This is a genomic window from Nocardia sp. NPDC127579 (genome assembly GCF_042672005.1).
Taxonomy (GTDB): Bacteria; Actinomycetota; Actinomycetes; order Mycobacteriales; family Mycobacteriaceae; genus Nocardia.
This window is the reverse complement of sequence record NZ_JBHXVZ010000005.1, coordinates 397,187-414,122: the sequence shown is the minus strand read 5'-3', so window position 1 is coordinate 414,122 and position 16,936 is coordinate 397,187. Positions and strand designations below refer to the sequence as shown.

At 66.5% G+C, this 16,936-nt stretch carries 17 protein-coding genes; 10 read left to right on the top strand and 7 right to left on the bottom strand.

Annotation, left to right across the window (positions count from 1 at the left end; all coding sequences use genetic code 11):
- Positions 1–23 precede the first annotated feature (23 nt).
- The gene (locus ACFVMC_RS20045; protein WP_379212223.1) at positions 24–1,172 is read left to right on the top strand and encodes an AAA family ATPase; all 1,149 of its coding nucleotides are present in this window, start codon (positions 24–26) and stop codon (positions 1,170–1,172) included.
- Positions 1,173–1,234: 62 nt separating this feature from the next.
- Here ACFVMC_RS20045 and ppc read toward each other — a convergent pair whose 3' ends face one another.
- Positions 1,235–4,003 carry a phosphoenolpyruvate carboxylase gene (gene ppc / locus ACFVMC_RS20040; protein ID WP_379212221.1) on the bottom strand — a complete coding sequence of 923 codons (2,769 nt, stop codon included), beginning with the start codon at positions 4,001–4,003 and terminating at the stop codon, positions 1,235–1,237.
- 259 nt (positions 4,004–4,262) lie between these two features.
- Between ppc and ACFVMC_RS20035 the strand changes: the two genes are divergently transcribed.
- From ACFVMC_RS20035 to ACFVMC_RS20015, 5 genes are all read left to right on the top strand, one after another.
- Entirely contained in the window at positions 4,263–5,231 is a 969-nt protein-coding gene (locus ACFVMC_RS20035) for a helix-turn-helix domain-containing protein (RefSeq protein ID WP_379212219.1), read from the top strand.
- Between the two features lie 139 nt (positions 5,232–5,370).
- Complete coding sequence (locus tag ACFVMC_RS20030) at positions 5,371–5,751, top strand: peptidase inhibitor family I36 protein (RefSeq protein ID WP_379212217.1); 381 nt, start codon at positions 5,371–5,373, stop codon at positions 5,749–5,751.
- Between the two features lie 212 nt (positions 5,752–5,963).
- A complete protein-coding gene (locus tag ACFVMC_RS20025; RefSeq protein ID WP_379212215.1) occupies positions 5,964–6,341 on the top strand; it encodes a hypothetical protein in 378 nt (125 codons plus the stop codon).
- Between the two features lie 590 nt (positions 6,342–6,931).
- Positions 6,932–7,306, top strand: coding sequence for a hypothetical protein (locus ACFVMC_RS20020; protein ID WP_379212213.1), 375 nt, complete (start codon positions 6,932–6,934; stop codon positions 7,304–7,306).
- 299 nt (positions 7,307–7,605) lie between these two features.
- Complete coding sequence (locus tag ACFVMC_RS20015; protein ID WP_379212212.1) at positions 7,606–7,905, top strand: hypothetical protein; 300 nt, start codon at positions 7,606–7,608, stop codon at positions 7,903–7,905.
- A gap of 192 nt (positions 7,906–8,097) precedes the next feature.
- Here ACFVMC_RS20015 and ACFVMC_RS20010 read toward each other — a convergent pair whose 3' ends face one another.
- Complete coding sequence (locus tag ACFVMC_RS20010; protein WP_379212210.1) at positions 8,098–9,045, bottom strand: decaprenyl-phosphate phosphoribosyltransferase; 948 nt, start codon at positions 9,043–9,045, stop codon at positions 8,098–8,100.
- Between the two features lie 616 nt (positions 9,046–9,661).
- Positions 9,662–9,940, bottom strand: coding sequence for a hypothetical protein (locus ACFVMC_RS20005; RefSeq protein ID WP_379212208.1), 279 nt, complete (start codon positions 9,938–9,940; stop codon positions 9,662–9,664).
- 146 nt (positions 9,941–10,086) lie between these two features.
- Between ACFVMC_RS20005 and ACFVMC_RS20000 the strand changes: the two genes are divergently transcribed.
- Positions 10,087–10,704, top strand: coding sequence for an SMI1/KNR4 family protein (locus ACFVMC_RS20000; RefSeq protein WP_379212206.1), 618 nt, complete (start codon positions 10,087–10,089; stop codon positions 10,702–10,704).
- Positions 10,705–11,092: 388 nt separating this feature from the next.
- Here the strand turns inward: ACFVMC_RS20000 and ACFVMC_RS19995 are convergent, their stop codons facing one another.
- Complete coding sequence (locus ACFVMC_RS19995) at positions 11,093–11,830, bottom strand: class I SAM-dependent methyltransferase (RefSeq protein WP_379212205.1); 738 nt, start codon at positions 11,828–11,830, stop codon at positions 11,093–11,095.
- 149 nt (positions 11,831–11,979) lie between these two features.
- Here ACFVMC_RS19995 and ACFVMC_RS19990 point away from each other — a divergent pair, with 149 nt between their 5' ends.
- Both ACFVMC_RS19990 and ACFVMC_RS19985 read left to right on the top strand, forming a co-directional pair.
- Positions 11,980–12,480: a hypothetical protein gene (locus ACFVMC_RS19990; RefSeq protein WP_379212203.1), complete on the top strand. Its 501-nt coding sequence runs from the start codon at positions 11,980–11,982 to the stop codon at positions 12,478–12,480.
- Between the two features lie 165 nt (positions 12,481–12,645).
- On the top strand, positions 12,646–13,188 hold the full coding sequence (locus tag ACFVMC_RS19985; RefSeq protein WP_379212201.1) for a hypothetical protein: 543 nt from the start codon (positions 12,646–12,648) through the stop codon (positions 13,186–13,188).
- Between the two features lie 171 nt (positions 13,189–13,359).
- On the opposite strand, the gene ACFVMC_RS19980 is transcribed toward ACFVMC_RS19985, so the two are convergent.
- Positions 13,360–13,788: a DoxX family protein gene (locus ACFVMC_RS19980; protein WP_379212199.1), complete on the bottom strand. Its 429-nt coding sequence runs from the start codon at positions 13,786–13,788 to the stop codon at positions 13,360–13,362.
- Between the two features lie 583 nt (positions 13,789–14,371).
- Here ACFVMC_RS19980 and ACFVMC_RS19975 point away from each other — a divergent pair.
- Complete coding sequence (locus ACFVMC_RS19975) at positions 14,372–14,713, top strand: hypothetical protein (RefSeq protein WP_379212198.1); 342 nt, start codon at positions 14,372–14,374, stop codon at positions 14,711–14,713.
- A gap of 81 nt (positions 14,714–14,794) precedes the next feature.
- Here ACFVMC_RS19975 and ACFVMC_RS19970 read toward each other — a convergent pair whose 3' ends face one another.
- Entirely contained in the window at positions 14,795–16,300 is a 1,506-nt protein-coding gene (locus ACFVMC_RS19970; protein WP_379212196.1) for a hypothetical protein, read from the bottom strand.
- Entirely contained in the window at positions 16,300–16,926 is a 627-nt protein-coding gene (locus ACFVMC_RS19965) for a hypothetical protein (protein WP_379212194.1), read from the bottom strand. The genes ACFVMC_RS19970 and ACFVMC_RS19965 overlap by 1 nt, the downstream gene beginning before the upstream one ends.
- Positions 16,927–16,936 lie beyond the last annotated feature (10 nt).

Genomic DNA, 16,936 nt, shown 5'->3' with positions numbered 1-16,936 from the left:
GCCGGCCCGGCTAGCCTGGGCGCGTGCTGAGGACACTGGCGGTGCAGAACTACCGATCCCTGCGGCGACTGGTCGTTCCACTGGGGCGGTTGAACGTCGTGACCGGTGCGAACGGCAGCGGAAAGTCGAGCCTGTACCGGGTGCTGCGCCTGCTGGCGAATTTCGCCGGTAATGGCGCGGTGGCGGCACTGGCCCGCGAGGGCGGGTTGGATTCGACGTTGTGGGCGGGGCCGGGGCGGACGCCCCGAAACCAGGCATTGGCGTTGCGGCTGGGTTTCGCCGGTGACGAGTTCGGCTACGCGGCCGATCTGGGCATTCCGCCGCCGGCGGGCATGTCCTCGGATGGCGAGCCGACCACCATGTTCGACCGGGACCCGGAGATCAAGGCCGAGGCGGTATGGGCCGGGCCGGTGCTGCGTCCGGCTACGCTGCTCGCCGAACGGGGCGGCCCGGTGGTCCGGCTACGCGACACCGTTGGGGCCTGGGGGATGGTCGCGCACACGCTGCGGCCGTTCGACAGCATGCTGGCCGAACTCGCCGACCCGCAGCACGCTCCCGATCTGCTGGTGTTGCGTGAGCGAATCCGCTCCTGGCGCTTCTACGACCATCTGCGCACCGACGCCGACGCCCCGGCTCGCCTGCCGCGGATCGGCACTCGCACCCTGGTACTCGCGCACGACGGCGCCGATCTGGCCGCGGCCTGGCAGACCATTCGGGAAAACGGCGACGCACACGCCCTAGCCGACGCGGTCGATCGGGCGTTCCCCGGCAGTGAGGTGCATATCGTCAACCAGGACGGCCGATTCGAACTGCTGCTGCGTCAGCCGGATCTGCTGCGCCCCATCGGCACCGCCGAACTGTCCGACGGCACGCTGCGCTACCTGCTGCTCATCGCCGCATTGCGCACACCGCGCCCACCGGAACTGCTGGTGCTCAACGAGCCGGAGAACAGTCTGCATCCGGATCTCGTCGGCCCGCTCGGCGAACTCATCGCCGAGGCTGCCACGGACACGCAGATCGTGGTGGTCACCCATTCCCCGCGGCTGATCTCCGCGCTGGAGAACACCGGCCACGAGATCAACACGATCGAACTCGTGAAGGAATCCGGCGCGACGATCGTGCGCGATCAAGGTCTGCTGGACGCACCGGCCTGGCACTGGCCCAAACGATGACGAGGAAATCGTTCGGCGCGTGCCGTCGAATCCCCCAGGCTCTGGGCTGAGCTCCAGGGCGGCTAGCCCGAGTTGCGCAGGGCGGTGGCCAGTCCGTTCATGGTGAGCAGGATTCCGCGCTTGACCAGATCGCTGTCATCGCCCGAGCGCAGGCGGCGCAGGAGTTCGACCTGCATCTGGTTCAGCGGCTCCAGGTACGGGAAGCGATTGTGGATCGACTCCGCGAGTGAGGCGTTGTCGGCGAGCAGGTGATCGTTGCCGGTGATGGCGGCGTGCATGCGCACCGTCCGGGCGTGCTCGTCGCTGATCATGCCGAAGATGGTGTCGCGCAACGCTTCGTCGTCGACCAGCTCGGCGTAGCGGGCGGCGATGGCGAGATCGCTCTTGGCCAGCACCTGCGCCAGATTCGACAGCACGGTCCGGAAGAACGGCCAGCGCCGATACAGGTCGGACAGGGTGGCCAGGCGTCGCGGATCGCCGCCCACCCAGTCCTCGAGCGCGGTGCCGGTGCCGTACCAGCCGGGCAGCATCACTCGCGCCTGGCTCCAGGCCATCACCCACGGAATCGCGCGCAGATCCGACACCGAACTCGTGGGTTTGCGTGAGGCGGGGCGGCTGCCGATATTGAGATCGCCGACCTCCGCGACCGGCGTCGACTGCCGGAAATATTGGACGAAACCCGGTGTTTCGTGCACGAGCCGCGCGTAGGCGGCGCGAGCGCGGGCCGCGAGCTCGTCCATGAGCTCGTAGGACGGTTCGGCGTCCGCGCCGAGACCCTCCACATCCAGCAGCGTCGACTCCAGCGTGCCCGCGATCAAGGATTCCAGATTGCGGTGCGCCGCACGGGATTCGGCGTACTTGGCCGCGATCACCTCACCCTGTTCGGTGAGCCGCAGCGATCCGTGCACCGCGTCGGCGGGCTGGGCGAGTATCGCGTCGTAGCTGCGGCCGCCACCGCGTCCGACGGTGCCGCCGCGACCGTGGAAGAGCCGCAGGCGGATTCCCGTCTTGCGCGCCACCTCGACCAGATCGAGTTCGGCCCGGTACAGCGCCCAATTCGCGGCCAAGTAGCCGCCGTCCTTGTTGGAGTCGGAGTAGCCGAGCATCACCTCCTGCCGCATTCCCCTGGCGGCCACCAGGTCCCGGTAGACCGGAACGTCGAGGGCGGCGGCCAGGGTGTCGGCGCCGGCGCCGAGATCCTCGATGGTCTCGAACAGCGGCACGATGCCCACCGGGCTGCCCGGCTCGCCGGGATCGAGCAGCCCGCCTTCTTTGAGCAGCAGTGCCGCCTCGAGCAGGTCGCTGACCGAGGTGCACATGCTGATGATGTAGTTCGGAACCGCTTCGGCCCCCAGCGTTTCCACGACCTCGCGGGCGGCGGCGATGATGGCGAGTTCCTTGGTGGCCAGCTCGCTCAGCTGCGCGTGCGGGCCGAGCAGCGGACGGCGGGTGCGCAGCTCCGCGGCGAGCAGTTCGACCCGTTCGGCTTCGGACAGGCTCGGGTAGTCCGGATGGACTCCGGCCCAGGCGAGCAGTTCGGCGACGACCTGCTCGTGCACCTCGGAGTTCTGCCGCATATCCAGGCCCTGGAGGTGGAAACCGAAGGTCTCCACGGCATGTCGCAGCGCGGCCAGGCGATCGTCGGCGAGCAGCGCGTCGCCGCTGGCGCGCAGGGACCCGTCGACGGCGTCCAGGTCGTCGAGCACCGCCCGCGGCGACGGGTAGGGTTCGACGCCGTCGATCCGGCCGGCCAGCCCCTCGGCGGGCAGCCGGCCGAGCGCGCGCTGCGCGGTGACCGTGAGCCGTCCCCGAATCCCGTGCAGCGCACGTCGATACGGCTCGTCCGCGTGCACCAGCGGGTCGGCGTACCCGGTCGCCGCCAACGCGGTCACCGCGGGCGACACGGCCGCCAGGCGCGCGGACAGCGACAGCGATTTTTCCAGTTCCACCAGTTCACGCAGATAGTGATCGAACGCGACCGCCGCCGCCTGCTGCGCCGCCTCCCGCACGACTTCCGCTGTGACATAGGGGTTTCCGTCGCGGTCACCGCCGATCCAGGAGCCGGGGCGCAGGATCGGCCGGGACAGCAGATCCAGGCCCGGCCACCGGGCGCGCAGTGCCGCCCGGACCTCGGCGTTGATCGCCGGGATGACCTCGAGCAGGGTGAGATCGTAGTAGCGCAGGCCGACCGCGATCTCGTCCTGAATCCGCAAGCGCGCCAATCGGATCAGCGCCGTCCGCCAGAGCGCGAGGATCTGCCGCCGGATCTGGAGTTCGAAATCGGCCCGTTCGGCTTCGGTGTCGTCGTAGCGCTGGCGCAGGCGCATCAGATCGGTGATGCGGGTCTGCACATCGAACACGGTTCGCCTGCGGGTCTCGGTCGGGTGCGCGGTGATCACCGGTGAGACCAGCGCGTCGGCCAGCAGTTCGGCGACCTCGTCGCCGTCGAGCCGGGCCGCGTCGAGTTTCCGGTAGGTGGCCGCCAGCGACGAATCCTGCGGCGGCTCACCGGCGGCCACATGCGCGGCCCGGCGGCGGTCGCGCTGGATGTCCTCGGCCAGGTTGGCCAGCAGCACGAAGTAGCTGAACGCCCGGATCAGCGGGAGCGCCGTCTCGATCGGCACACCGGCCAGCATCTCGGCGACCGCGCTGCGGTCCACTTCCGCGCGCCGCACCCGGAACGCCTCGATACGCACCCGCTCGATGAGGTCGAACACCTCGGGCCCCTCGTGGTCGCGAATCGTGTCGCCGAGCACGCCACCCAGGAACCGGATGTCGTCGCGCAGCGGCCGGGTCGCGTCCGGTTCGGAATCGATCCGCGATTCGGTCATGGTTCGACCCTACTGCGCGCGATCTCGTGTGCCGCTCAACGACCGGCCTTGTCGAGCGACACTTTTCCCGAGTTCACACGACACCGCACGGTCTGTGCAGCCGGGCCCAGGTCCGCGCACGGTGCGAACTTGCCGAACTCATCGGTCAGCGGCGGCTCGGCGTTGCCGCGGACTTTCCTGCGCGCAACCAGCATTCGGGCCGGGGCGACTAGAATCAGAATTCCGACATTCGTTCGGTGACTGTGCTTCGGGAGTGGGTATGGACGTCGAACCGCTGTCCGGGCATCGCCTGTTCCACACCGGTGACGCGGAAGAGGCGCGGGTGCGGATGGGCGGAATTCTGCGGGATCATCGGCTCGATCCCGGGCGCGGCGCGATGGACGCTCGGTGCGATTTCCTCGGAATCGGAGACGTGGGCCTGGCCTATCTCCGGTACGGGGTCCAGGTTCGGGTCAGGTCCGAGCCGACAGAGAGCTTTCGTCTTGTTCAGATCCCCCTGGCCGGCCGGGTCCGGGTTCGCGCGGGTGCGATGGATATCGCCTCGGACCACACTGTCGCGTCGGTCCCCGATCCGGATGAGGCGTTGGATATGAACGCGGACGACAGCAGCAGGCATCTGCTTGTCCGGATCGATCGGCTCGCGCTCGATACGCATCTCGGGCGGGTCCTCGGCCGGCCACCGGAGCGCCGGTTGCGGACCGCGGCGGCGATGCAGCTGCGGTCACCGGCCGTGCGGTCCTGGCTCGAAACGTTGCGCATGCTGCATGGGGGGACCGCGGGATCGGATCTGCTCCGTGACTCGCGGTTGCGGCCGCAGTTCGAACAGTTGATCATGTCGCAATTCCTGCTGGCCCAACCGAACAGCTACTCGGAGCTACTACTGGGCGGCGACGTCGCGTACCCGACACCGCGGCCCATCCGCCGAGCCGAACAATTGATCGCCGACCGGGCGCTGGACCTGCCTTCGGTCGCTGATATCGCTGCGGCGGTGGGGATTTCGGTGCGAAGCCTGCAAGAGGGGTTCCGGCGGTACCTGGACACCACCCCCACCGAGCGGTTACGCGAGGCCCGGCTCGTCGGAGTGCACGCCGACCTCGCCGCGGCCGACCCCACCACGACAACGGTCGCGGCGATCGCCGCCGACTGGGGTTTCTGGCACCTCGGGCGGTTCTCGGCCCTGTATCGCCGGCGCTGGGGTGTGAGCCCGTCCACGACCCTGCGCAGCTGAACGGCGTTCGCGTCCAAAGGATATAACTCGCGCGCCGCGGATAGTCACGGCGTATACGGGCCACCGACCATGGGGAGGCCGGACTGCGAGGCAGACCCTGCCGGTTCAGCCCGGAGCAACCGGACCCGAAGGGACACTCATGTTTTCACTCTCACTGCCGCACCGGTCCGCGGTAGCGGCGGCGGCCGCGCTGGCAGCCGTCGCGTGCGGCACGGTCATCTCGGCCGCCCCCGCCTCGGCGGCCTACGACTGTCCAGGAGGACTGTTCTGCGGCTTCGACCACCGCGATGGCAACGGCATGTTCGTCCAGATCGACGCGAACTGTCTGCTGCACGATATCGGCAACGGGGGTATCGGCGATCGCCTGACCTCGTATTGGAACCGCACCGGCAAGACCGTCGGGGTCTACAACTGGACCGGTGAGCGGTGGCAACTGCTCGTCTCCGTTCCCGACAACGGCCGCGGCAATATCCTGATCGGCAGCGACAACCAGGCGGACGCATTGAAGGTCTGTGACTAGGGGCGCTCCGTGAAGCACCTGTTCCGCCCGAGGCGATGCGGCCGGGGCTCGCGCCGCCTCGGCGATACACTTACCCCGTGTCAGTCCGGATAGTACGGAATCACGTTGGGCCACTGCTTGTTTGCCTGGCTCTAGGGGGTGGGTGCACGGCGCTCGACCCGCACATTCCCTATCCGACGATCTCGCCGCCGCCAGGCATGAAGCCGGCGACTATGAGCCACTTCGGCTGGGGCGTCCCGCTCGACTGGCGGGAAGAATCCGACAACGGCACCTACCTTTACTATTCGGCGGCCGGGATCATGGCCTCGGCCAGCGTCTCCACACTTCTCGAATGCCCCGACGGCCGGGCCGCGCCGTCGCTCGGCGACTGGGAGTCCCGGCTGGGTACGGTCGATACCGCTGTCGCACTACAGGTTCCGGGCTCCGGCGGCGGATGGCGCTACCGCCTGTCCGGCGGCACCCAGGGGCCGGCGACCGTGCTGCGAGCCTGGCTCCCCAACTGCCAGCGCGAGTTGTGGATCACGGTGTACGGCGCAATCGGCACAGCCGACCGCATCGCCGCCACTATCGTTGCGCAACAGGATAATTAGCGTTCATATGCCGCGCCCTCAGTGACCCGATGCCCAGGGCTGATCGATGGATCGCGCCTCGATAGCGCGAACGCGATATTCGCCGGTCGCGCGCCCCGTGGTCTGCCTCATCGAGCACCCTGAAGCCTATCGGCCGGCGGAAGACGACGTGGGCGAACGAGAAGCCAGGACCTTGAATGGCGATGGTGAGATCACCGTCGTATCGCAGATCCCGCACCGCCTTCGACGCATACCTGCTCGACTCGGTGACCAGGCGGCAATGCGGGTCGAACTGCAGGACCTGTTCGGGACCTTCCGGCCGCGGAAAGATTGGCATACGCCCGATCATGCTCGGTCGGACCGTCACGAGGCCGACTGCCGTGCTGAACATCCTGGATCGGCCCGGACTGCTGCTGATCGCAGCCGTCGGAGACCAGGTGCCCCGGCTGTGCTGTCAACGACCCGATGCCCGCGATCGACACGACGCCATCATAGGGACCGCACGAGGCGGTTCGGCTCCAAAGATCGCGAGGGGTCCTACTGCGCGGATTGTTCTCTTCTCCGCCGGGGATGAGATGTCACAGTCCGGCGTCCTGTGTCGTCATCGTTGCATGAGCGACAACACGAGCATCCTGTTCCACAACACCATGCGTATCACCGACGGGCACCTCGCGGAATTCCGGGCCGCGATCGAGCGCGCGGTGGACTTCGTCGAACAGCACGGACCGCAACTACTGGTTCAGGTCTTCGTCGACGAGGAGCGCGGGCTGGCGCACAGCTTCCAGCTCTACCCGGACTCGGCAGCAGTCCTGGCGCATTGGCAGCTTTCCGACCCTTACATCCAGGATGTGATGGCGCACTGCGAGATCGATTCCTTCGAGACCTACGGGACATTGTCGGCGGAGGTGATCGCCGGGCTGAGTTCCGGTCCGGCAGGGGCGCCGACAGTGCGGCCTCCGATGACCGGCTTCATTCGCTCCAGTTGATCGTTCGGCCGACCGCGCGCATATGCCGAATGCTGCGCACGCTCCTTTCCGTCCGTGGACCGTCGGATCGATAAGCTGTTGCCGTGAAAGAGCGGTTGGGAAGGGCGATGGCTGTGAACTGCCTGCCATCGCCGTCTACTCGCTGAGCAGTGATCCTCGCCCGAGCGTATGACGGATCCGCTGGGTGGATCTGCCCTGCTGCACCCGCCTGGCCTGCGCGTCTGGGCTTCGGTCGAAAACCCGTGGTCTCCTCGGGCATTCACAGGGTAGGTTTCGCCGGAACCGACCGAGGAGGACCGATGACGCTGACTCGCAAGGGTTCCCGCAGCATTGTTGTCGACGGCACCGAGTATCGCTGGACGGTACGGCGTAAGCCGACGTACACGCAGGCGCTCGGCAGCGACATGGCATTCGCGGTGGAACTCGCCGATGGGCCCGGGCCCGTACTGGTTGTGCGGACCGGACGCCCGCGCCCGGACAACTGGCTGAACCTGCCCACCCAACCCGTTTACCCGGCCGAAGTCGCGGCCGGTATCCGCACCGCGCTCAGTCAGGGATTCGTCTTCACGGCTCAGCCGCGGCGGGTTCGCCGAGCGTGAACCTGGGCTCGGGCAAGGTCCGGTAATGGACGAGATCCGGGGCTGGACCTGGTCCTGCCATCAGGTGTCCAACTAGCCGGGGAGCGCGATCCTGAGAGCCGCGCCGGCCGACGAACGCACTGAACTGCCGATTTCAGGTCGACGGTGGCGCCCGAGGGCGATCATGGTCAGGTCGGTGGCCCGTGTGCCTGCTCAGGTGAGGTAGACGGCCACTCCGACCGCTGCGAGGCACGCCACGGCCAACAGTTGCAGAATGCGGTCGCCCAACACGATCTCTTCGGGTTCACCGGCCTCGCCTCCATCGACATCGACCGCGTACCGCAGGACGGCGATCGTGAAGGGGATCATCGAGATCGCGAACCACGGGTTGTCCTTGTGCTCGGCCTCGAACGCCCACAGCCCGTAGAAGACCACGACCGCGGTACCGGACAATGTCCAGACGAAACGCAGATAGGTAGGCGTGTAGTACTGCAGTGACTTGCGAATCTTCGCGCCGGTGTCGAGCGCGATCCTCAACTCCGCATAGCGTTTGCCCGCGGCCATGAACAACGAACCACCGGCCGCGATCAACAGAAACCATTGGGACAGATGGATGCTCGCCGCCGCACCGCCTGCGACCGTGCGCAACACGAATCCCGACGACACGATGCAGATGTCGATCACTGGTTGATGCTTGAGCCCGAAGCAGTAGGCGAGCTGGATTGCGATGTAGACCGCCATCACTGCTGCTAGCTGCCACGAGGCCGTGAACGAGATCAGGATCGAAGCACACAGTAGAGCCGCTGACAGTGTGTAGGCCAGATTCACCGGTACGACACCGGCGGCGATCGGTCGGAAGCGTTTGGTCGGATGCGCGCGGTCGGCCTCCACGTCGAGCGAGTCGTTGATCAGGTAGATCCCCGAGGCCGCCAGGCAGAACACCACGAAAGCGGTAGCGACATGCAGGTCGCGGGCGAGGTCGGCGAGGACGAAGGTGTCGGTACCCGGAATCGTGCCTGCGGCCAGTGGCGCGGCCAAGACCAGGACGTTCTTCACCCACTGACGTGGCCGCACGGCTTTGATCAGGCCGCCGGCCAGGGTCTTGGGCGGTCCGTTGAGAACAGCGTGGTCGAGTTCGATGGTGCTCGGCTCTTCGCTCATATCGACATGACTACTTCCCCCGTGGTGATGCACGAATATCCTTCCGCGGCAACCTCTGCCGCTTCGACGCTCTCGCGATTGTGCCGACCCGCAAGATCGCTCACGACATACTCCCAGAACTTCACCCGTATGTCTTCGGTCGGACGGTTAGTTCTGCTGGGTCGTCGGGACGGTGGCGAGACTGGCTGTCTCCGCCCAACCGCCGGTTCGGGTGCTGCGCCACACCAGCCTCGACCGGCACGCCAACTACATCCTCGCCGCCTACATGGCCTCGGACACATGAAAACTCGACGCACGCACATGCCGATGAGCGTGTCCCAAAGGTGGCTCGTACCGATACCATCGCGGGGGGTGCAGTCCTCGTAGAGCCAGAGTGTCGAGTCGCGTCCGATCTTTCCGCGAGCCCAGACCCGGGATCGGCGACCGTTCGGTAAGAGGAGTTCCTCCCTTGCAGTCTCGGTGATCACGTCGTCTTGGAGATGGCCTTTGCGGAGAGCGGACTTTTTCCGAGTCCATTTCCACGACTGGGAACTTTTCGACCACGTGCCGTCAGGCTCGGGGACGGCGAAGGTGGATTCGTCGAAATAGCTGATCCAGATCCGCCCGTCGGGATCGGTCAGTAGCTGCTCGATCGCGTCGCCGGCGTAGAAGGCACCCAGCTGATCGCCGGCTGTACTCGGTCGATTCGTCCTGCGCCCAGGATGACTCCGTCGCCTAGGGCATTGATCTTGCTGAACGTTTGATCGAGGCCGCTCAACGATATCTGGCTGACCTCGTGGCCGTCGCAGATGACGACGGTGGCGTCGTAGCGGGGCATCGGCGCCCGCGCCGAGGGAAGTTGTGCGGGATCGGCAAGCAGAGTCAGTAGTCGCCCGCGGTGATCAACAGCGCGCATGCCGACATCCGCACATGCCGCTTCCCGCGCCCAATCCAGATGCGGTTCCATCAGATCGGGAAGTCGGCTGCCCTGCGGCGGAATCGAGTGCGTACTCCCGGTCGTGGGAATAGGGCATACCGGGCCGTGAGTACACTCTCGATTCCATGATCGACACACCCTCAGTCGCGGCCTCGTGGCAGCGGATCGATGCATGGATGGCCAAGCACGCGCCGGATAGCTTCCGGCTGCTCAACCCGCCGGTGAGCGCGAAAGACCTTGCCGCTGCGGAAAAGGCGCTGGGTATCGCCTTTCCGTCCTCGCTTCGCGAGTCCCTCGGATGCCACGACGGGCTGGACCGATGGGCCAATGTGATGCCCGAGCGGCCGCCGCTATCCGCCGAGAAGATCGTCGAGCACTGGGAAATGTGCATGGAGATCAACGAGGACCTCGACGAAGACGACGAGGATGGGGAGGAGCCTTGGTGGCATGCCCTGTGGATTCCGTTCGCCGAAAGTGATGGTGACGCACAGGTACTCGACATGCGGCCCGGGCCGAAGCAAGGTCGCCTCGGACGCGCGTATCACGACGCCGGCGGAGATTTCACCGATGCATGGCCTGATCTGGCCTCCTACCTACATACAACGGCAGAGGCGCTGTACAGCGGCGGGGCAGTTGGGCGCTGGCATGCGTATCTCACTGTCGACGGAGAGCTTTGGTGGAGCACGGAGGGGGAAACGGAACTCAACGGGAAACCGCTCACTCCGGCGCCGGTGGGGCTCTGATTCAGAAAGCGGAGTGAGAATCGGTGGTTGCGTCGATCACCGTATGCCGACAGTATTCCTCCGGTCGCACTCGCCCGGTGCATGAGAGCGGCAGAGCGCACTTTGCGCTGAGAGTAGAGCCCGGCATACGGCCGGTGACGAGGCCATCGAGTGTGGCCTCGCCGATGATAATTTTAGTTATATTCACTAAAACGAGTGCGTACCCGGCAGCGATGGAGTTCGTACAGATGCTTGCTTTTGAGCGGAGTTCGGCGGGATGGCGCAGCGCTTCATGATTTCGGTAGCCCGGAGCCAGACCGGCTGATTCCGGATGCACAGAGAAGCGACGATCGCAGAAGCCGTGCGCGGCGCGATGATTGCCCAGAACTGGCCCGCCGCAGCGTGGGAGTCAGGCCTCCAATACCAGGAACAGGAAGGCCAGGAACCTCGGGTCCTCGCGATCCCGGAAGAACTCGGGGAACCGTTCCACCGCTACCGGGGCAGGTGCAGGTTCCTCGACGCGGGTGACACGAAACCCGCTGTCGAAGAATGTCTGGAACATCGTCGATAGAGACCGATCCCAGAATGTGAGGTCTGCGGTCTGCCCGGCCATATCGGCGACCTTGCGTTGGCGCGTGGCGAAGTAGTTTGTGGTCTCGCCGGCCTGAAGTTGCGTGAACCACATGACCAGCGGGTGCTCCACCGAGAGGATCAACCGGCCTCCAGGCTTGAGCACGCGGCGCATCTCTGCCAGCGGGGAGTGCCAGTCTTCGAGGTAGTGCAGCGCGAGGGAGCAGACAACGTCGTCGAATGTGTTGTCGCCGAACGGAAGAGGGGAAGTCAAGTCCCCGACGTGTAGCTCTGCGGCGCCCCCGACTCTGTCTGCGGCGATGTCGATCAGGGCCTGGCTGCCGTCAATTCCGACCGCAGTCGCTCCGCCTTCGATGAGGTCAACGAGCGTAGGACCCGAGCCGCATCCGGCGTCCAGCACATGCTTACCCGTCACGTCGCCGAGCAGGTTCCGGATCGCAGGCCGGTTGTAGTACTCGTTGAGGAGGCTCGTCGCGTTCTCCTCCGCGTAGGCCTTGGCGATCGGGTCGTACGCGGCCGCGCCGTTGGAGTCAGTTCGCTGCGTCGTTGTCCCCACGTGCCCGACGCTAACACGACAGTAACGAATGCGCCTGAACGCTCAGGACTGGGTGAGTGGGGCGGTCCGGCGCATTGCACCGATGCGCTCGCGGTGGCGATCAGCACCTGGGCGAGAACGGCGAACTTCGGCCGGAGTACGGTAGCCGCGTGGAGAGTTCGGCAGTGCGGCAATACCTCTCGGCGACGGCGGAGCGAATGGCCCAGGGACGGCTGGAGATTCAGTCTCAACAGGACGGAGCGCCGGGAACTCTGGTCGGGGAGCGGACAGTGAAGGTGTCGGAGTTTCCCGTGCAGCTGTCGGTCTGTGTCGCCACATTCGAAGAGATCACCTTGACATCGGTGCGCGAGTATCGGCGTGCGATCGACTCCTACGGTCAGGTGTTGCGCAGGCGCCGCCCGGTCCGGTCACGACGCGGCACCTGCGCGGTCGCAGCGCTGGTTTCGGAACGTGTGGATCCCGCGGTTTTCTCCGCCGTGAAGAACAAGCCGACGAGTTACGGTGTCGTGATAGTGCCCGCGGTGGTGGATCTCGGAGCTCGGCGCCTGCACATCCCGGGGAACAACCCGATCTTCGGCATTGCGATGTGGCGCGGGGTACGGCAGCAAGCCCATGACTTCCTGCCGGAACCTCGCGAGGTACTCGGCTGATTCCGCGTCAGCGCAGTACTGCGCTGACGGGTTCATGTCCGACATGCCGGCCACACCATGGGTTCGGCGGGCGTTGGATCGTGCCCCGACTGTGCCGCTATGTTCATAGGGTTGCTGTTCGTATGCCGGGTAGATGTGGAGTGAAGTGCGATGCACTGGGATCAGATGGCTGCCACGCCTGAGGACTTGCGCACTCGGACGACGCGGCTGCGCGGTGGCGCAGGCCAGACCGCCGTCCTGGAGTCGGTCCTCGAGGTAGCGGACGGACCATGGCTCGGCGATCTGGATATCGACGGCCGCGGCACCGCCGAACTGCGTATGCACCTGGCGGGCTGCTGCCGGTTCGCCGCGGTCGTGACCAGCGCCGGAAAACTCAGCGAAGTCCGAATGACGGACGCAGACGGCGACCGCACCCTGTCCACCAAGCTCGCGAACCGCCGCGGCTGGGACACCGAAAAGATGCCCAAGCCCCCGAACTGGCTCGACTACGCCCTGAACTGGGTCAGCACTGCCAGCCTCTCCGTGGACCGCCGAGCTGTCATCGAATGGCGCCTCACCGGCGCGGACCGCAGGCTCGCCGGCATGGACGACACCATCGAGAGCATGCGCGCGAGCCTGCACGAAAGAGAACACCTCCGCGCGCAGCTGGCCGCCGAGATCGCCGCTCTGCGCGCGGAAATGGACTCCCTGCACCAACCCGCACTCTAGCTCCAACCATCGTGGCCGGTCGGGTTTGCGGCGGCGATCGGGTTGGGCAGTCGGGCACGTCTCGGTCCGTCCTCCCGACCCGAGGGGACGGCCCGACCAGATCGCCCTTCGCAACGCACAACGCGGCTACCGGCGGCTGGGTGCCGCCGGTAGCCGGGCGTTATGGAGAAGTCATCGTTTGATCAGGGTGCGCAGGGCGGTGATCGAGGCCCGGCGTTCGTAGGCGATCCAGGCGAAGATCGCGGTGAGAGCCAGCGGGAACGGGGCCAGTTCGGGGGTGTCGGCCAGGAAGGCGTTGAAGCCGGCGGCCAGGAAGGTGACGATCGCCAGGCCGGTCGCGGCGGCCGCGCTCAGACGGGGCACCATGAGACCGATGCCGCCGGCGACCTCGGCGAGGCCGATGAAGACCAGCAGCGCCAACGGGATCGAGAAGGCGGTGGCGTTGTTCTCCATCAGGGTCTGCGGAATGACGAGCTTCGGGCCGCCGGAAGCGATGACGAAGAACAGGCCGAGCACGATCTGCAAGGTCCACAGGACGCGGTTGCGGATCTTGCCGGGGCGGACGGTGTCGGCGGTCCGAGTGGCGGTGGTGGCGGTCATTTCATGATCCTTCTGGGTCGGTAGCGCCGGGTTGGTGGCGCGTTCACCAGTAAGGACGGAGGCGGTCCGGAAAACTCATCGCTGTCGGCGAGAGAATCTTCACCGCGCTGTGCGGACTGGATTTGCGCTGAACCACGCGTCGCGTAAGCAGTCAGCCCAGCGCGAGTGGCGTCGACGACAGCGTCCGGCTAGGGTGTCGTCGTCACAGCAGTGATCATCAGGGGGGTTCGTGATTCGGTCATTTCGTCAGCGCGCGTTCGGAATTGATCTCGGCGGCGTCATCGCGGTGAGCGGGTCGACCGCATGTGGTTCCGACATGCCCGGTGAGCCGAGGGCCGCGGCCGGCCCAAGCCCGGAATGGCCGACAAGAAGTTGAGCGAGTTTCTGGACTAAGGAGTAGGTCGGGACGTCATGTCGGCGAGCGTGATTCACGCGCGCCGAGGCCCGGCTTCTATCATTGCAACTGCCACACGGGGGTTTACGAATGTCTCGGATCGATGCGACGAGGGCGGGCGTGCAATCGCGCTACGCGAACGAGCCCGCGGTTCGGCGATCGACGCGTCTTGCCGGATCCGCTGGAATCGTGCTGGGTATCGCGCTGGTGGCCTGCTCTGTCGGACTGGTGGTATCCGGACTGGTCCAACCCGAGTACCTGATCGTGGTCTGCGTGGTCGCGCTGCTGCCGGGGATTCCCGGCCTCGGCCTGCTCGCGGCGTCGCGGCGGATTCTGCGTGGCGAGATCAACGGAACGACAAGGGCGACATCGGTATTGGTCATGACGAGCGGCCTCGTCCTGTTGGGGACGGTGGGCGCGATCATCGAGGGGCCTTGGCCCGCGAAGGTTCTGATGGTCGTGCTCACCGTCGGCACGTTCACGACCGCGACCTTCGTCAATCGTGCTGATCGGGCGTTGAAGGGGCAATAGCGAACTCGCGGATGGGCAGCCGAACTCCGTTTCACCCGTGTGAGTTCCGTGGTTCGAGGGCTGTTCGGGCTGGCCCGGAGCCTACCGGTGCAGGGTGAGATCCACGGCGGCGATCCGGAATTCGGTGTCGGTGACCACGACCGGGGTGTCGGTGAAGCGGGCGCCGGACAGGGTGGCGACCAGTTCGCGGACCGGGGTCGGCTGGGTGGACAGGGTGTCGAGGATCTCGCGCGGGATCTCCAGGGTGCCGTCGAAGGATCTCGGCTGGGTGGAGATGCCGGGGAGTTGCGGTGTCTGGCGCAAGGCGTCGACGGTGTGCAATACGAGGTCCAGGCGGGTGCCGTCGGCGAATCGTACGCGCAGCGGTGTAGGCGTGTTGGCCACGTCGAAGTGTTCGACGGTGGCCGACCAGCCGGTGGCGGAGTGGCCGGTGTAGCTGTAGGGCGAGAGCGGGATCGACGGGTCGATCGGGTTCGAGGTGCCGGTCAGCGGGGTGCCGGTGAGCGGCCGGCCGGTGGGGACGAAGGTCCAGTTCGCGGCGTCGAGCTGTTTGGCCCAGTAGCCGGTGTGGCCCGCGTCGACGCCTTCGGCTCGGAGTTCTCTTGCGTCGGAACCTATTCCGGTCTTGTGGATCGAGATCCGATCGGTGATCGTGCCGGGCACGCGCGGCTGACGGATCCAGCCGGGCGCGGGGAGCTGGATGGCGGCGGTGCTCGCGTCGACGCGTTCGGACAGCATGTCGGCGGCCTCCGGCAGTCCCCGCTGGTCGGCGTAGGCGTAGCGGAAGAACACCTTGTCCGCACCGGAGATATCGAAGTCGAACAGGCGGGTGTACAGATCGCCGGAGCGGTTGACGACCAGCGAGGTCGATCCGCTGGTGGACAGCGCGACCGCGCGGAACCGCCCGTTCTCCGGTGTCGACATCTCGTAGCTGTGGTCGACGGGCAGCCATGGATCGATGTAGCGGATCCGCGTGCCGTCGTCGGTCAGGGCGAAGACGTGCGAGACCTTGGCGCCACCGACGGGGTGGTCGTTGCCCGCCGTGTCGCGCCAGACGTGGTCCTCGGTCGGTGAGAGCACCGACCAGCTCCAGTCCAGGGTGTCCGACGGCAGCTGGTTGCCGGGGCCGGTCCACAGCGGTGTGCCGTAGCGGGTGCTCCAGTTCCAATCCCGCGGCGCGCTGAGCGCGTGGTCCAGGGTGAAGAATCGGCCGTCGCGGTCGATGGCCATGACCTCGTCGTCGTCGGCCGAGACGCCGCGGATCCGGCCCGTCATGCAGTCGGGCAGCGGCAGTTCTCGCCAATCACCCGGTGTGGCAGCGGCTTTCACGTAGATCCGGCCGTAGCGGGTGGCGAAGAACCAGCGGCGATTGAACGATTCGGTCGTGGTCCGGAAGTCGATGCGGGCGGGGAGGTCGACGGTGGCGCCCGGCATCGTCTCGAGTCCGGCGCTGCTGGAGTCGACGCCGATCTCGGGTGTGCCGACGGTGCCGAGGAGGGTGCATCCGGTGTCCGCGCCGGCCGGCGGCAGCGGCGCGGTGGCGAGGAGGAGTCCGGTGAGCAGCGTCAGCGCGCCGCGGGCCCGCATCACAGCCAGCCCAGGCCGCCGAAGACCAGCACGGCCGCGGCATCGATTCCGAGGATGGTGCCGACGGCGATCGCCTTCGCACGCACTGTGGCCAGGTCGTGCACCCAGAAGCAGGCGGTGAAGAAGGGCACGTAACCGATCAGGAAGATCAGCACCGGGAAGCTCGGCTGCCACCAGGACCAATCCCAGGTGAGCACGCCGGCCTTGTTGAGCAGCACCTCCACACCGACCGCCGCGGCGGAGTTCAGTGCGATCAGGACCGGCCGGTCGGGCAGCCCGAAGATCCGGGTTCCCTTGGGCGGCAGCATTTTCGCCGCCGCAATGCCCATGACGGCGAACATGAAGCAGATCTCGATGTTCCAGCCGATCAGCAGCTGGTAGGCGGTCGGCCCGCTGGCGCCCCAGACCGGCGCGCGGCCGGTGGCGTGGAAGACCAGCGAATTCCAGATCTCGTTGAACAGGTCCATGCCCCACAGCGCCAGGCCGCCGAACAGCACATTCCAGTTCCGCCGCTCGACTTCGACGGAGTACACGTAGATCACCAGCAGCAGCAGGGGAATGACGTACCACTTGAACTGGCTGCTGTCCCGCAGCAGTTCGAGGGCTTCCCGCGCATGGTCGGTCACTGACACGCCT

Coding starts and splice junctions, on each gene's coding strand:
- ACFVMC_RS20030 (WP_379212217.1), top strand. CDS start 5,371: ATGTTTTCACTCTCACTGCCGCACCGGTCCGCGGTAGCGGCGGCGGCC.
- ACFVMC_RS19980 (WP_379212199.1), bottom strand. CDS start 13,788: ATGACCGCCACCACCGCCACTCGGACCGCCGACACCGTCCGCCCCGGC.
- ACFVMC_RS19985 (WP_379212201.1), top strand. CDS start 12,646: ATGGCTGCCACGCCTGAGGACTTGCGCACTCGGACGACGCGGCTGCGC.
- ACFVMC_RS20020 (WP_379212213.1), top strand. CDS start 6,932: ATGAGCGACAACACGAGCATCCTGTTCCACAACACCATGCGTATCACC.
- ACFVMC_RS19970 (WP_379212196.1), bottom strand. CDS start 16,300: ATGCGGGCCCGCGGCGCGCTGACGCTGCTCACCGGACTCCTCCTCGCC.
- ppc (WP_379212221.1), bottom strand. CDS start 4,003: ATGACCGAATCGCGGATCGATTCCGAACCGGACGCGACCCGGCCGCTG.
- ACFVMC_RS20000 (WP_379212206.1), top strand. CDS start 10,087: ATGATCGACACACCCTCAGTCGCGGCCTCGTGGCAGCGGATCGATGCA.
- ACFVMC_RS20035 (WP_379212219.1), top strand. CDS start 4,263: ATGGACGTCGAACCGCTGTCCGGGCATCGCCTGTTCCACACCGGTGAC.
- ACFVMC_RS20010 (WP_379212210.1), bottom strand. CDS start 9,045: ATGAGCGAAGAGCCGAGCACCATCGAACTCGACCACGCTGTTCTCAAC.
- ACFVMC_RS20005 (WP_379212208.1), bottom strand. CDS start 9,940: ATGCGCGCTGTTGATCACCGCGGGCGACTACTGACTCTGCTTGCCGAT.
- ACFVMC_RS20015 (WP_379212212.1), top strand. CDS start 7,606: ATGACGCTGACTCGCAAGGGTTCCCGCAGCATTGTTGTCGACGGCACC.
- ACFVMC_RS20025 (WP_379212215.1), top strand. CDS start 5,964: ATGAGCCACTTCGGCTGGGGCGTCCCGCTCGACTGGCGGGAAGAATCC.